Source organism: Shewanella sp. WE21 (genome assembly GCF_002966515.1).
In the GTDB taxonomy this organism is placed as follows: Bacteria; Pseudomonadota; Gammaproteobacteria; order Enterobacterales; family Shewanellaceae; genus Shewanella; species Shewanella oncorhynchi.
The window spans coordinates 160224-175178 of record NZ_CP023019.1; the positions used below are offsets into that span (position 1 = coordinate 160224).

Annotated in this window: 11 protein-coding genes and 1 pseudogene; 7 read left to right on the top strand and 5 right to left on the bottom strand. The window is 45.3% G+C overall.

The features are described from left to right. The first annotated feature begins 113 nt into the window (after nt 1-113). The 4 genes from pfaD to CKQ84_RS00675 all read left to right on the top strand — a co-directional run bounded on the left by pfaD (nt 114) and on the right by CKQ84_RS00675 (nt 4335). The gene (gene pfaD, locus CKQ84_RS00660; protein ID WP_105249742.1) at nt 114-1760 is read left to right on the top strand and encodes an eicosapentaenoate synthase subunit PfaD; all 1647 of its coding nucleotides are present in this window, start codon (nt 114-116) and stop codon (nt 1758-1760) included. A 355-nt stretch (nt 1761-2115) separates the two neighbouring features. Continuing rightward, complete coding sequence (locus CKQ84_RS00665) at nt 2116-2292, top strand: DUF1328 family protein (RefSeq protein ID WP_028760636.1); 177 nt, start codon at nt 2116-2118, stop codon at nt 2290-2292. Nucleotides 2293-2316: 24 nt separating this feature from the next. Further along, entirely contained in the window at nt 2317-2511 is a 195-nt protein-coding gene (locus CKQ84_RS00670; RefSeq protein WP_028760637.1) for a hypothetical protein, read from the top strand. Between the two features lie 144 nt (nt 2512-2655). After that, on the top strand, nt 2656-4335 hold the full coding sequence (locus CKQ84_RS00675) for a diacylglycerol kinase family protein (RefSeq protein WP_105249743.1): 1680 nt from the start codon (nt 2656-2658) through the stop codon (nt 4333-4335). A gap of 314 nt (nt 4336-4649) precedes the next feature. On the opposite strand, the gene CKQ84_RS00680 is transcribed toward CKQ84_RS00675, so the two are convergent. Then, nucleotides 4650-5726 carry an L-dopachrome tautomerase-related protein gene (locus tag CKQ84_RS00680; RefSeq protein ID WP_105249744.1) on the bottom strand — a complete coding sequence of 359 codons (1077 nt, stop codon included), beginning with the start codon at nt 5724-5726 and terminating at the stop codon, nt 4650-4652. A gap of 109 nt (nt 5727-5835) precedes the next feature. Next, a complete protein-coding gene (locus CKQ84_RS00685; RefSeq protein ID WP_105249745.1) occupies nt 5836-7206 on the bottom strand; it encodes a sigma-54-dependent Fis family transcriptional regulator in 1371 nt (456 codons plus the stop codon). A gap of 246 nt (nt 7207-7452) precedes the next feature. Between CKQ84_RS00685 and CKQ84_RS00690 the strand changes: the two genes are divergently transcribed. Next, nucleotides 7453-7908 (top strand): glutamyl-tRNA reductase, encoded by a 456-nt coding sequence (locus tag CKQ84_RS00690; protein WP_105249746.1) that lies wholly within the window; start codon nt 7453-7455, stop codon nt 7906-7908. 276 nt (nt 7909-8184) lie between these two features. Then, complete coding sequence (locus CKQ84_RS00695; RefSeq protein ID WP_105249747.1) at nt 8185-8739, top strand: BON domain-containing protein; 555 nt, start codon at nt 8185-8187, stop codon at nt 8737-8739. Nucleotides 8740-9024: 285 nt separating this feature from the next. Here the strand turns inward: CKQ84_RS00695 and CKQ84_RS00700 are convergent. From CKQ84_RS00700 to CKQ84_RS00710, 3 genes and pseudogenes are all read right to left on the bottom strand, one after another. Then, nucleotides 9025-9428, bottom strand: a pseudogene (locus CKQ84_RS00700) (DUF3224 domain-containing protein). 129 nt (nt 9429-9557) lie between these two features. Beyond that, complete coding sequence (locus tag CKQ84_RS00705) at nt 9558-10334, bottom strand: hypothetical protein (RefSeq protein WP_105249748.1); 777 nt, start codon at nt 10332-10334, stop codon at nt 9558-9560. 213 nt (nt 10335-10547) lie between these two features. After that, nucleotides 10548-11687 carry a polysaccharide deacetylase family protein gene (locus tag CKQ84_RS00710; protein ID WP_105249749.1) on the bottom strand — a complete coding sequence of 380 codons (1140 nt, stop codon included), beginning with the start codon at nt 11685-11687 and terminating at the stop codon, nt 10548-10550. A 622-nt stretch (nt 11688-12309) separates the two neighbouring features. On the opposite strand from CKQ84_RS00710, the gene CKQ84_RS00715 reads away from it, so the two are divergent. Next, the gene (locus CKQ84_RS00715; protein WP_105249750.1) at nt 12310-14946 is read left to right on the top strand and encodes a TonB-dependent receptor; all 2637 of its coding nucleotides are present in this window, start codon (nt 12310-12312) and stop codon (nt 14944-14946) included. The last annotated feature ends 9 nt before the right edge of the window (nt 14947-14955 follow it).

Genomic DNA, 14955 nt, shown 5'->3' on the forward strand with positions numbered 1-14955 from the left:
CTGTTAGAAAGACGCTAATCTCGAATAACAAATAACGAATAACGAATAACAAATAGTTGCGCCGCCTTGGCTATCCACATCACCAAGGCGGCACAAATAACATGAGAACACCTATGACTAGCCATACTCTAGATCAATACAATAGCAATAACGAAAAACTCAGCCCTTGGCCGTGGCAAGTCAACGATGCAGAGCTGTGCTTTGATATCGACGCATTAGGCAAAAAACTCAAAGATTTAAGCCAAGCCTGTTACTTAGTGAATCACAGTGAAAAAGGCTTAGGCATAGCGCAAACAGCCGAAGTCACCACAAGCGACAGCCAAGCGCCACTAGGCTCACACCCCGTCAGCGCCTTTGCGCCCGCCCTTGGCACCCAAAGTTTAGGCGACAGTAATTTTCGCCGCGTACACGGGGTTAAATACGCTTACTACGCCGGCGCTATGGCCAACGGTATTGCCTCGGAAGAACTGGTTATCGCGCTGGGCCAAGCGGGCATTTTGTGTTCGTTTGGCGCGGCGGGGTTAATCCCATCGCGCGTTGAAGCGGCCATTACTCGCATTCAAGCGGCGCTACCCAATGGTCCTTACGCCTTTAATTTAATTCACAGCCCAAGCGAGCCCGCATTAGAGCGCGGCAGTGTTGAGTTGTTCTTAAAACATAAAGTGCGCACGGTCGAAGCCTCGGCATTTTTAGGGTTAACGCCGCAAATCGTCTATTACCGCGCGGCGGGTTTGAGCCGCGACGAACATGGCGACATCGTCATTGGCAACAAAGTCATAGCCAAAATCAGCCGCACCGAAGTCGCGACTAAGTTTATGGAGCCGGCGCCGGCCAAAATCCTCCAGCAATTAGTAAGTGACGGCCTTATCAGCCAAGACCAAATGGCGATGGCATTGCTGGTGCCGATGGCGGACGACATAACGGCCGAAGCTGACTCTGGTGGTCATACCGACAATCGCCCGTTAGTCACGCTATTACCGACGATTTTGGCGCTCAAAGATGAAATCCAAGCTAAGTATCAATATAAAACGCCCATCCGTGTGGGCGCAGGCGGCGGCGTCGGCACACCCGATGCAGCATTAGCCACCTTCAACATGGGTGCGGCATTCATCGTCACAGGTTCTATCAACCAAGCTTGCGTCGAAGCGGGCGCCAGCGAACACACCCGTAAGTTACTCGCCACCACAGAAATGGCCGATGTGACTATGGCGCCTGCCGCCGATATGTTCGAAATGGGCGTTAAATTACAAGTGGTTAAGCGCGGCACTCTGTTCCCGATGCGCGCCAATAAGCTTTATGAGATCTACACCCGTTACGATTCGATTGATGCCATCCCTGCGGACGAGCGTAAAAAGCTCGAAGAGCAAGTGTTCCGCTCATCACTCGATGATATTTGGGCGGGCACTGTCGCCCACTTTAACGAGCGCGATCCTAAACAAATCGAGCGTGCACTGGATAACCCCAAACGTAAGATGGCGCTGATTTTCCGCTGGTATTTGGGTCTGTCTAGCCGCTGGTCAAACACAGGTGAAATCGGCCGCGAAATGGATTACCAAATTTGGGCAGGCCCAGCGCTCGGCGCATTTAATGCGTGGGCCAAAGGCAGTTATTTAGATGACTATAAAGCCCGTAATGCGGTCGATTTAGCCAAACATTTAATGGTGGGCGCGGCGTATCAATCCCGCATTAACCTGCTGTTATCCCAAGGCGCGAGCATTCCGGTTAGCCTGCAACGCTGGAAACCATTAAATCGTTTTTAAACGTATTTAGCTCCTATCATCTTGTATTATAAGATCATAATATCTTCAAGCCGACACAAACTCACAGTGTCGGCTTTTATTTATCTTTACTTATGAACGACATCAGCTCACAGTCTTTGATTCAACGTATTAGGCTGAAACTCTTACCGAAGCTTAGGTAAAAATTGCCTACCCCTCTTTTAATTCACTCACACCATTTTAAATAAAATGATTTAAATTATATTTAAAATCAATTAACTACTTAAAATTTTTAAAGTTGGCATTAAGATCGCAATCAAGTAAGAGCCATTAGCCGTTACCTTACAAGTGACACAAACGGTCATGAGAAGGATTAATACAAGGGCAGGAGGTTATTATGCTAGGTTGGACATTAGTATTTCTAGTTGTTGCCGTGATTGCCGGGTTGTTAGGATTTGCTGGGATTGCTGGCGCAGCGGCGGGAATAGCGAAAATCATTTTCTTCATATTTATTGTGTTATTAGTGATTTCTCTGCTGATCAATGCCCTTAAGGGCAAATCACCGCGACTATAATTTTTTTTAGAAAAGGAGATAGATATGAAACCATTTACCCTGATGACAAGTGCAGCATTCGCATTATTACTCGCCCTAGGTTTAACGGCCTGTAGTGATAACAAAGCCGAAGACGCGGGCGAAAAAATCGATGAAGTAATGACTGATACAGGTAACGCCATCGAAGATGCCTGTGAAGAAGTCAAAGAAGGTGTTAAAGCTAAAGATACTAAGTGCTAAACAAACCTGACTTTAGGGTGGTAATAGACTCGTCTACTGCCACCCTTTTGGTTTAGACTCGCTCATTTCTGCATCTCTCATCTCGACATCTATCCATTCAAGTGCAACGATTTTAACCAAGAACAATGGCATTGGAGGACTTGCATGCTAACGAAGATCCACATCAAATATTTGTACACTGCAGGTGCAGTATTGTTAGCCTATTTTGCAGTAACAGACACTTCTCCCCTGCTCACTTTCATTTGTGCATGGACAAGTCTGTCACTGTTTTTAGTCGGTTCAGCCTATTGGTTTAATCTCGCCAGTATTTTTAGAAAACGCCAAGATGGCACTATTCCTTGGTATATTCGTTGGGGTTTTATTCCCTTTTTATTAGGCAGTCGACTCTATAACCACTGGGCCAGAAAATACGATTCAGTACCGCCCATGCAAAGGATTGATGAACATCTGTATCTCGGCTGTAGACTCTTTTCCGCAGATCTGGAAACGATTAAAGCCAATAAGATCACTGCCATTCTGGATGTCACCGCTGAATTTGATGGCTTAGATTGGTCGCAATTTGAAGATCATATCGAGTATTTAAATATTCCCATCCTCGACCATAGCGTACCGACCAGTGCCCAACTCAATCAAGCTGTTAACTGGCTGCACCGCCAAATACGCGCCAATAAACAGGTGCTCATCCACTGTGCTATGGGTCGTGGCCGCTCAGTGCTGGTACTCGCCGCTTATTTGGTTTGTAAAGATAAACAACAGCACTTCGCCGAAGTACTGCAACAGATAAAGCAAATACGCAAAACCGCTGGCTTAAACAAATGGCAATTACGCGCGCTAGATCGCATGCTCAGTCAAGGGAAAATTAACATCCACAAAGTGGCGTGGATTATCGCCAACCCAGTCTCTGGTGGCGGGAAATGGCAAGAATACAGCGAGCAAATCCAAGATGAACTCAAAGCCTATTTTGACCTGACTTTAAAACTCACAACAGCAGACGAAACCGCAAATGTCTTCGCCGAGCAAGCCCGTAATGCAGGCGCTGATATTATTATCGCCTGTGGTGGCGATGGTACTGTGACTGAAGTGGCCTCTCAAATCGTTGATACGGATATCGTCTTAGGCATCATTCCTCTTGGCACAACTAATGCTCTCAGTCATGCCCTCTTTGGTTTAGGCAGTAAACTTATTCCTATCTCTCAGGCGTTGGATAATATTATTCAAGGGCATTGCCAAGCCATTGATACCGCGCGTTGTAATGAGGAGTTAGTGTTGTTGCTTGTGGGCATAGGGTTTGAGCAACAAATGATTGAATCCGCGAACCGTGAGCGTAAAAATGCTCTCGGCCAGTTTGCCTACCTCGATGGCTTATGGCGCGCAGTGAATGCCGATATCACTTTAACCATCCAGCTCAGCTTAGATGATGCAAAACCCACAACATTAACGACCCATAGCCTAATCGTTGCCAATGCCGCACCGTTTACCAGCGTGTTGGCGCAGGGCGATGGCGAACCAAACATGACCGACGGGTTGCTCGACATTACTTGGTTGGATGCTGGCGATGAACCCAAAGAGCAGTTGCTTAGCCTCGCTGAATTAGCGATTGCGGGATGGGTAAAAGAAGGCAATAAGAGTGTGCGAGATCAACAAGCGAGTGCAAGTAAAGTCCATCATGCCCATGCTAAAAAGGTCACCATCAGCAGCCAGCCTAAGTGTAAATATGTGATTGATGGTGAAGTATTTGAGCCTGCGGATCTCACTATTGAAGTCCAGCCAGCATCTCTTAAAGTGTTTGTTCCTTATCAGGAAACCACTGAGCAAGATGAGTGATCGTTGTGGAGGACATCCAGCCTAACTTTTTAGGCTGGATGACTGAGCATTTATAGAACGAACAAAAAATATAAAATATTCAACAAAATAAATATAACCAGCAGAACCAGTACCCGCATGAAATTAAATTCACTACCTTTAATATTGATCTGTGCCAGTAACAATAAGAGGCATTGATAGTTTGCACAATCAACACCTAACTCATTTCTAGACACTTTCGAGTTAAACCAAAGACTCACATCAACGTAAATACCAGTTGCGATATAACTCATACTGCAAATATAAGCTGCAACTTTGCAGTTGCAGCTAAGGTGTTATTGACCCGCAGCAGTATCCTCACCGGTCCAGAGTCGCATGATACGATAAGGCGGTTTGGCGGTTTCGGCTTTTCCATTAAAGGCTTTTGCTTTATGCAATTGATTCACTGAAATATATAACCAGCCTGTTTCACCAAATTGCACACTATCTGGAAAATCCAGTAGTGGAGAACTGACCGCTGTTGTTAGTGTGCCTTTGTTATCTAGCATGGAAATGGCATTGTGGTTCAAATTGGTAAAGTAATGATTACCTTGTTTGGACGTTGCTGCGCCATCTGATACAGGCTTGGCTCCGACTAATTTTACCGTGGCGATAATTTTATCATTATTGCCTGTTTGTAAAGCCGCAGTCGATAACTGATACCAGTGAGTGCCATTCATTGCACCATAATAAAGTGTACTTCCGTCGGCAGATAAACTGATTGGATTGACCGCGACACTGGCAACTTTGCCATTAAACAATGTTGTTTTGTTATCTATGTTCATTACTGCATCCGTTTCGGCCTGCAGCGAGCTATGACCTGAAAAACGTATTGTATGACCATCGTCGATACGCACCGCTAAGAGGCCAGGGTTGGCGATATCGGCTAAATAAATCCAGCCTTTTTGAGAATCGACAACCAGATCCTGCATAAAGCTGCCTTTAGGCGCGAGAACTTGTGGTAGGACGATTTGTTTATATAGACTGCCGTCCTTAATGTTGAATCCCCAAATCCTTGTCTGGCCTAATTCTAACCCCATATCTGCGGTCCAGAGGTGTCCAGCCTTGTCCTGAGCAATACCTAATAAGGTATCAAATTGAGCAGTATTGGCTGTCGATGTTTTTTGCAAATCCATTGAAGGCCAAGCTTTATAAGCGTTGGTCTCACGATTAACTTCAATCAATTGCAAACCTGATGGTGTATCAAATGGATGTACTGTGGCAAAAATCCGACCTTGTGCAGTGACGCTGACATTGCCAGGTCGTATTGGCAATTCAGCGACTGTTTCAAGACTTCCTACTGCTGGGGTGGCGTTCACAAAACTACTGGCTGTCAAAGAAAGCCATAATGCTGTTGTTAATAAGTGTTTCATATTCTATCTCCGCTTTTTCTGTTTAAGGGCTGTAGAATAGGAGTTATTATTTACAAAAAAAAGAGTATAAAGTGTAGCTCTGTTTCAATATTAATTTGATAATTAATGTTTATTCAGCAGTCGTTTCACCGGTCTCGACTTTCTGCTCGTACTTGCTGAGCTTGTTGTAGAGGGTTTTAACGCTGATCCCCAGTTGTTCGGCGGTATCCGTTTTATTACCTTGAGTGGTTTCTAGTGCTTGATAAATAGCGATTCTCTCTAAATCATCTAAGCGCATGCCTTGGGGGATAACAACTTGCTCACCACCACATAAACCCACTTCATTCGTCTGAGGTAGCTGTAAATGGCTGGGTAAAATATCCTGATCGGCCAGAATATAGGCTCGCTCAATTGCATGTTTTAATTCGCGCACATTACCAGACCAAGGGTACTTAGCAATCATCTGAATACAGTCTTCAGCTAAGCTCTTATTCTGCTTTTCGGCCACGTTACGATAGGCAAGAAAATGCTGCGCAAGCCCAATAATATCTTCGCCACGTTCCCGTAAGGGCGGAACGCGAATGGGAAACTGAGCCAAACGAAAGTACAAATCTTCTCGAAATAGCCCTGCCTCTATCGCCACTATGGGATCACGGTTAGTCGCTGCCACAATACGTACGTTTGCACGTTGCACTTTGTCACCACCCACAGGACGATACTCGCTATTTTCCAACACTCTGAGTAACTTCACTTGATGATCAATCGGCATTTCGGTGACTTCATCGAGAAACAAAGTCCCGTCTTCAGCCTGTTCAAATACGCCTTTGTGGTCGCGATTCGCCCCCGTAAATGCACCTTTGACATGACCAAACAGCTCACTGTCGACCAATTCTGGGCTTAATGCACCACAGTTAATCGCAATAAAAGGCTCGTTCACCCTAGGGCTGGCAAGATGTATGGTATTAGCAACCAGTTCTTTCCCGACCCCACTTTCCCCAATAATCAGCACATTACTACCTGTCGCAGAGACGCGACGAATTGTGCGATATAGCTTGTGCATAGGAGCTGATGAACCAACAAGCAAACCGTATTGGTCTAGCTCGCTAGCAAAAGGATGCAGTCGATTAGGCGATGATGCTAAATACTGTGCAAAATCAGCAAAAATTTCGCTGATTAGCGGCATATCGTAAGGTTTGCGAAAGTGGTAACCCGCAAAATGAGACATTAACTGATCAAGATTGGGGTTTGGCTGGCCGTCGGAGAGAAAAATAAACTCAATATTTGACATGGCCGCATTATCTAGCAGCACAAGGTAATCTTCACGACTAAGACTGGATAACTCAATAATGGCAACATCGACGTGATTTGCCCCTAGCTGCTCTATCCAAGGCAAGTCATCGACACTGCGTAGCTTATTAAAGTCAGCAGCGCCAGCAAGTTCGATGATTGCTTGCTCGGCGCCAACATCCTGCAAGTGATAAAAAAGTGTCAGTCGAGCCATGCGTATCTACTCCCTGTATGAAAAACTACTGTATGTCAGCCATGAAATTTTAACAACAGCAACGGTAATAGTTGCCGATGTTCTAAGATGATATCTCGATGAACTGAGAATATCAGTCTAAAAATCAGCCTGTTAAAATATCATTAAAAACGAGAACAGAATATGCATGGTAGCTGAACGAAACAAAATCAGTTTACCCAAGCAGTTAAACAATCTATGTCGAACACTGGCATTAGGAGGCCCATAATGAAGTCTAATGTTGTGCAACATCAGACTGATATCCGCGCCGATATCATGTTGATCGATGAAATCATCAAGCTGAATCAGGAAGGACTCACATTTTACAACCAAGCGAGGAGGTATGTCGAAGACTATAATCTTAAGCGTGTTTTTTCCGCCAAAGCTAACATCCACCAACGAATGTTAACTCGGTTTGAACAGCTGAGACGTTTGGCTGACGAGCCAATTAATGGCCTAAGTCACACCGTGCCCGTCACTTATACTCAAGCAACAGAATTGCTGCAACAGTGCCAAATTTCGCAGGCTATGATCGCCCTTGTCGATATAGAGCAGCAAGTGCTAATCCAAATAAAACAAGCAGTAAGGCAAGCGCATCAGCCACAACTTGCAAACCAACTTGCAGAAGGCGCCGCTTGGCTGCAAATGAGTTACGACGGTACGGGATCGCTCAATCACCATTAATTCCCTGTCGCTAAGTGAGCCATATTTAACCGACTCCCCTCCACTTTTATTACAGCCATAATACCGCACTGATGAGTGCGGTTTTTTATGCTCGAATGATGGCTCAGCATGCCAGAAAAAATTACATTTTGTCGGTAAAAAAGACCGACCTAAAGGAAAATGCCAAGGTATAAAAACGCCAGATAAAACAATTTAAACATTAAAAATCATTACCTTAAAAACATTGGCACGATTGGCGCATTATCTAGCTTCGAGAAAACAACGGAGGATATGATTATGAAAACTACAACAGCATCAGTACTAGTGGCTTTACTTGTCGGTTCAATCAGTTTAAATGTGGCCGCCGCCCAAGATTGGAAAGGCGGAACCAAGGATGCGTGGATCGATGGAAAAGCAGAAACCACTTTACTGCTCAACACGAATCTCAATTCCTTCGACATCATTACAGATGTCAAAGATGGTAAAGTGACGTTAACAGGTAAAGTGGAAAGCAGTGTGGATAAAGCCCTCGCCACAGAGCTCATCAAGAGCTTAGATGGGGTGAAAGATGTCGATAACCAACTCACTGTGATGAATGAAAAAGAAGGCACCAGTGAAGTTGTTGCCACCTTAACTGACTCTAAAGTTGCCACAGTCATCAAAACGCGTTTACTGTTTTCAACTGACGTATCCGGTACCCAAATTAATGTGGATGTTGCCAATGGCATAGTCACATTGAAAGGTGAAGTTGCCAGCGATGCCGAACGTCAGTTAGCACTGAAAATTGCCGAAAATACCGACGATGTGAAAAAGGTCGTTGATAAAATTAAAGTTGTTAAAAAAGTGTCTTAACTCTCGCGACAACGGCATTTTTTAAATTAAACGTATTTTAAGTAACAGCACACCGATCTAGACTCAAGGTTCGATAGTGCTTTATGAAAAAAGAATCAAAAAAACCAGCCTCAGCTGGTTTTTTTATGTCCATTTTCAGACCCAATCGAAAAGACTTACTCGCTTAAATTAAGAAGGGTGAATTCAGATGACTCGAATGATCATAAAGGAGAAGAGTTACAGAAAACTGAGCTAAAACACAAGTGTTATTCAAGCTTCAAAGCCAAACTAAGCTTCAAAGTCAAACTAAGCTTCAAAGCCAAACTGGAATGCATAAAAATGTTGGCCATTCTCAATATTGATGGTCATAGTGCCAGTTAACCCCTGCAACTCCCCGCCCCAGAATGGGGTATCACTTCTAAGATCAGACGATTTTGTCCATCGGTCATAATGCCAAAATGTTGTAATACAAAACTGCCCTGCTTACCGCACAAATTACCAACCACTTGTTCAATGGCCACATAGCCAGCTGAGCCCTTGACTGACGTCATAGCACTGAGCATTTCCCCCTTGCTGCGACCCTCAAGCTCACCATAAAAGGTTTTATCTAAGCCCATACGCCCTAGGGTCACACCACCAATACCAGTAGCATAGGGGCAATCTGGAGTGAGCTTAACATCAAATTTCCCAGTGATTTTGCTAACTTGCATGACACTCTCCTTGTCGAAATCTTATGCTGACCTATTACCTGCTAACGCTTGCTATTGAAGCAAACATCACCCACTTACCGAAAAACAACTTAGCATAAGCCTGCGTAGATCCATAATGGCATTTACACGCTACTTATGTATGCTGGTCTCACTCACTACCATCTCTATGGTTTTGACTATTTCAGGGCTTTCAGACATAGGTTGGTCAGACGCTCTATCGCGATAAGTCACAGCAATTTTGAATGGGGCTTCAAAAGGATAAACAGGTTCAATACTATCAACTTCGATTCGATCGCCAAGCATGACACTGCCTAAGTGTTTCAAGCTATTGTGTTTAAAATCCAGATTAAACAATCCAAGATACCAAAATACGCCTGAACCTTGAGTCGTCACAATAAAGGGCGCCACAAAGGGCATAGTTTGCATTTTAGGATCATCTTGAATCGGTGCGTCACTTTGGGTGTCCGGCTCTAGAGCTGGATCGAAATTTAACGGTGTAATGCGCAAGTAATCGAGTAATGCTCGACCTTTTACCTCACCATCTTGGTAGTCGCCCATAGCAAACTCTGTTTGCTTGATCTTAATAAAATGTGTCAGTGCAACGGACTTGCCGCCCTCAGGCAGCGTTATTTCAACAGGATTGGCGGTATTTAAGCTAAAGAGTTTGAGCATCACTTCCGATGCATTCGCCACAGGCTTTACCTCAAAAGGTGTCACAGTTTCGATCTCATTCGCCTGAGCCTGAGTTTTTTCATGCGCCATGGCTTCATCGTATTGCATCACCTGTCCATCTTCCATCACCATATAAATATCATCATTGGTCATGTTGAAACGGTAAATACCCGCAGCAAGTAAGGCTAATACCACTAAGGTTGCCGCTATGGTTAATTTTACAAACGTACTCATCTTCTCTCCCCAATCGCGCTCGTTATGCGCTACTTTTCTAACACCGATAAACTTCAAATCAATGTCGGAGCAGTATTACAGATACTGAGTTAAAGCGAAGTGGGTAAAGTATAAAAAATGCCGCTATTTTGAATTTTGTCAGGCTAAGTTCAGCAACATGCCTTTTACTCGACCAATATGATGGGCCGAGTAAATACTCAGCCCAATACATCACTACTTTTCGTTTTTCCACAAGGCAGGGGTCTGGCTTGGTTGCCAATTGCTTTGGGAGAAATGCGCTTGCACTAAGGAATAGATTTTATCTTGATAGGACACAAACTCAGGTAGTTGATAATTATGCTGATCCTGCCAAGCGGGGGCATAGTTATCTAGCGTGTCGAAACGGTATCCTTGGCGCTGCGCCTCTTCCACAAAGCGTTTAATTTTAGGCAAGTTGATGGTCGCACCCTGACCACGGTGAGCATTCTCAAACAGGAAGTCGTGGGTCAAGATCACCACTTTACCGTCGTGCAAACCATCGCTACAGTCTAAGTTCTGCGTGCGACTGTTAAGAGGGTTCATTGTGGTGCCCGCACAGGTGTTGATCACTTGATTGACTTTTGCCACCAGCTCAACCCCATCGGTCATGGATTCAGCAGGAAAAGTCACGCCCCAATCCTCTGGGCCCCAATCAAAGTCCCAACCAAATATTTTATAGTCACTCTCGGCGAGCATGTTTTGAATTTGCACCGCAACTTGCGAACTGTTGGTCGAGGTTTCTGCGGTACAAGCAAAAGCAGGATCCCAAGGCGGCACAGTATCGGATGTCGCACACAAGCCGTCGCCTTTGAGTTTACTGGTCACTCGCCAACCATTGGTGTAAGGCAAACGTGCCAACTTAGTCATCTTGTTATTGGGATAACTGGCGGCATTAGGAATAAGTTCAACCACTTTGGCCGTGTTCGTCACAAAATAGGTGAAATCGGTGGCCGCATCTTGATAGGATTTTACAGGCCAGAGTCCAACTTGATTACAATATGCCGCCCCAGATTGCACGCCATCAGTGCAGTTATGCAGCATATGATCGTAACTGTGGTTTGCCAGAATATGACCATCGTCTAGCAAACGTTGTAGGGCGACAGCCGCTAATGCCTCGTTTTCATCTCCTTCGCCATACATATGAAACGCATTAATAAAGAACGTCGCCTTAATATTGGCATCCTTTAACGCATCTAACAGCCCTAAGGTCGCATCAATTGGACCATCATCAAAGGTAAGATAAATGGTCTTATCGCTGGCGTAGGCCGCACTTAAGCCAGCACTCAAGCTCGCAACACAAAGCCCAACTGCAACGGCTATCGATTTCAGTTTCATGATTTCATCCTATAAATAATGTTTAAAGATGAATAAGTTAGTTCTCTTTACGCACTGGTTAATTCATAACCTGTAGACAGCGAGTTCACTCATCCGTTTAGCTTATCTATAGTGAGTAATCCCGCTGGCATTAGTTATACCATCCTAGCAACAAGCCATACTTTTCTACGCTAAGTCGATAAATTCTGCCTTTGCCCCAGTTATACCAATCACATTAAATATCTAATCAGTTCAGAGCCTCACAGGCATTTCAATCCAAGGCGCATTGACGCAGAAATGGTCATTCCCTTTTAAGTCAATGCAACACCGGAGTGGAATGCCTGTGTGGCTCCCAAAGGGCGGCTGATGTTCACTACATGGCAAAGCGCTTTATACTGCGTTTAAGGCTTTCGACAGAGCACCACTATGCCTTCAAGCCTTCGCCTTGTCTAAAGCGCGTTGAATTCCCGCTGAATGAACAGATATTTAATACGATTGGTATTTACTATCCCCCTTACCCAAGGCTTCAAAGACAATAGAAAAATACCAATCCTAGTGTGAAAAGTACCGCATCAACAATTCGATAACAGGTAAGTTAACTGGAGAAAAAAACAACATAAAAGCACTACAGGGATGCAATAACATGTCAGAAGGTCAACTATTTAAGAGCTCTTTGCTCGCATTATGTATCGCTAACGCCTTGTTCGGGATGAGCTCAACCGCAGTCGCGGCGGAGCAACAAGAGGCAACTGCAGAAAATATTGAGGTAATCCAAGTACGCGGCATACGTCGCTCGATTGAAGCTTCTATGAATACCAAACGCTTCGCCGACTCCACGGTCGATGCCATCACCTCGGAAGATATCGGTAAGTTTCCCGATAAAAACATTGGTGATGCGCTGCAGCGCATTTCTGGGGTAACGGTCGATAGGCAATACGGTGAAGTGAGTGGGGTCACCATTCGCGGTACAGCGCCAGAACAGAGTCGTATTTTGCTGAACGGTCAAACCGTTGCCAGCACCTCTTGGTATGATCTTGGTCCTGCCACTCGTACCTTCAACATGGAATTATTGTCAGCCGAGCAAGTCAGTGCGGTTGAAGTCCACAAAACGCCAACCGCTAGCCTTGAAGAAGGTGCGCTGGGCGGCACTGTCGATCTCAAAACCCGTAAGCCCTTAGATCTCGATGCTCACACTTATCAAGTGGCGGGTGAGTTGAGCCAAAGCAGCCTGTACGATGAAACAGATCCGAGTGGATCTTTCGTTGGAAGCTGGAAAAATGATGATGAAAAATTTGGTATTTTAGGCGCCTATTCAGTAGAGAAAATTACCAGCGGCCGCCAAGTACTGGAATCTCTCAGCGGTTATTATGAGTACTTTTCCGCTGATCCTGCACAAAACCAAGAATCAACTGTAGGGGCGTGGGGGATTGGCTCACAAGCATTTAGGGCCGAACGTGAACGGACCAGTGCCCAAGTCACACTGCAATTTGCACCGACTGAAAAAACAGAGTTCACCTTAGATTACTTTAATTTTGAACTCGATATCCCCCACGTAAACCATAACTTCTTAACCGTTGGCGCCCGCGGTTCGGGCTCCACCAACGTAGTAAATAACGCCCAAGGCGGCACAGCATCGGCAACGATTCTGCCAGCGTATGCGTCGATTATTTATAACCCTGTGGTACGCCACGCGGTCAATATGAAGTCTGACGTACTCAACTTAACCGGAAAATACGTCGGGAACAGTTTCACCCTTAGCGGCGTCATTGGCCAATCGACCTCAGATGGCGGCACCCAAGGCGGCTCATCTTCTTGGTGGATCCCTGCGACGGATCAAGGCGGCAAAATTGGCGATCCCGCCTTCCCTAATGGCCAAGGCAGTGTCGATGGTGGCTTTAGTTACGATGCCACAGGTCCCTATCAAGTCGTGCTCACGAGTCTAGATGCCAACGATGCTAGCCAGTTCAAGCATGCGCAGGAAGCCAACTACGAAACCACAGTGCAAGATCATAAAGTCACCTACGCACAGTCTGACTTCGAATATCAACTCGATCATGATTTTATTAATAAAATTGCGGTCGGGATTAAGTACAACACCAGTGATTTCGAGCGCAATGCCTTCAACCGTAACCCCGCAGAAATCTTAGGTTTCGTGCCCAATGGCAACCTAGCCAACTGGAGCGATGGGGTACTGTCTGGCCTGCATTCCCAGAGTGGCGGCAATGTACTCGACTCCTATGCCAAGTTAGATGAAGAAAAATGGTGGGCGTTTATCAGCGAGAAATACGCCAATGGCGAGTTAGTGGAAGTCGCCGATCTCGGTAACACCTTCACTGTCGAAGAGGATATGTTGGCCCTGTACGCCCAAGCGGATTTCAGCGGCGAATTCTATCGTGGTAACTTTGGTTTGCGTTACGTTAACACAGACCAAACCTCAACCGGTTTTGCCGATGGCAAACCCTACAATGAATCCGTTAATTACGATAATTGGTTGCCGAGTATCAACGTCGCCTTCGATCTGCAAGAAGATTTAATCCTACGTGCCTCGGCCTCTTCCGTGATGGCGCGTAACAACTACAGCGATCTTAAACCAGGTTTAGCCATAGCGAAAAACTTTGGTACTGCGACCGGCGGTAATCCCAATTTAAAACCCTATAAGGCAAACCAAGCCGATCTTGGCATCGAATGGTACTTCACTGTATCTTCTATGTTGTCGGCGGCTTTGTTCTACAAAGATATTGATAACGTAGTGTTTGTCACTGAGTCGACGCAATATATCGAAGGTTGCGGCGCGTCAGAATCCGAGTGGGATAAATGCCGCGTCACAGCCCCAGCCAACGGCGGTAGCGGCTCAGTGACTGGGCTTGAAATCCAGTTACAACATAACTTTGAAAGCGGTTTTGGCTTCTTGACCAACTACACCTATGTTGACAGTAAAAGCACTCGCCCAGATGGTACCGAGCAGATGATTGAAGGCGTGTCAGAGAACTCCTTCAACGGCTCACTCTTCTACGAAGATGATCTGTTCAGCGCCCGTATCGCCTATAACTGGCGTTCAGAATACTTAGGCGTGGGTAATATTCAAAACGTGTTAAACGACAGCTATCAACAAGTCGATGCCTCGATTATTTGGCATGCAATGGAGAACTTAGATATCTCACTCGAAGGGGTTAACTTAACCAATGAAGTAGTGCAGTCCTATGATGTTAAATACGGATTAACCCAAAACACCATCGAATTTGGTTCACGTTATTTCGTCGGTGCCAGCTACAAATTTTAAACTTGAGTC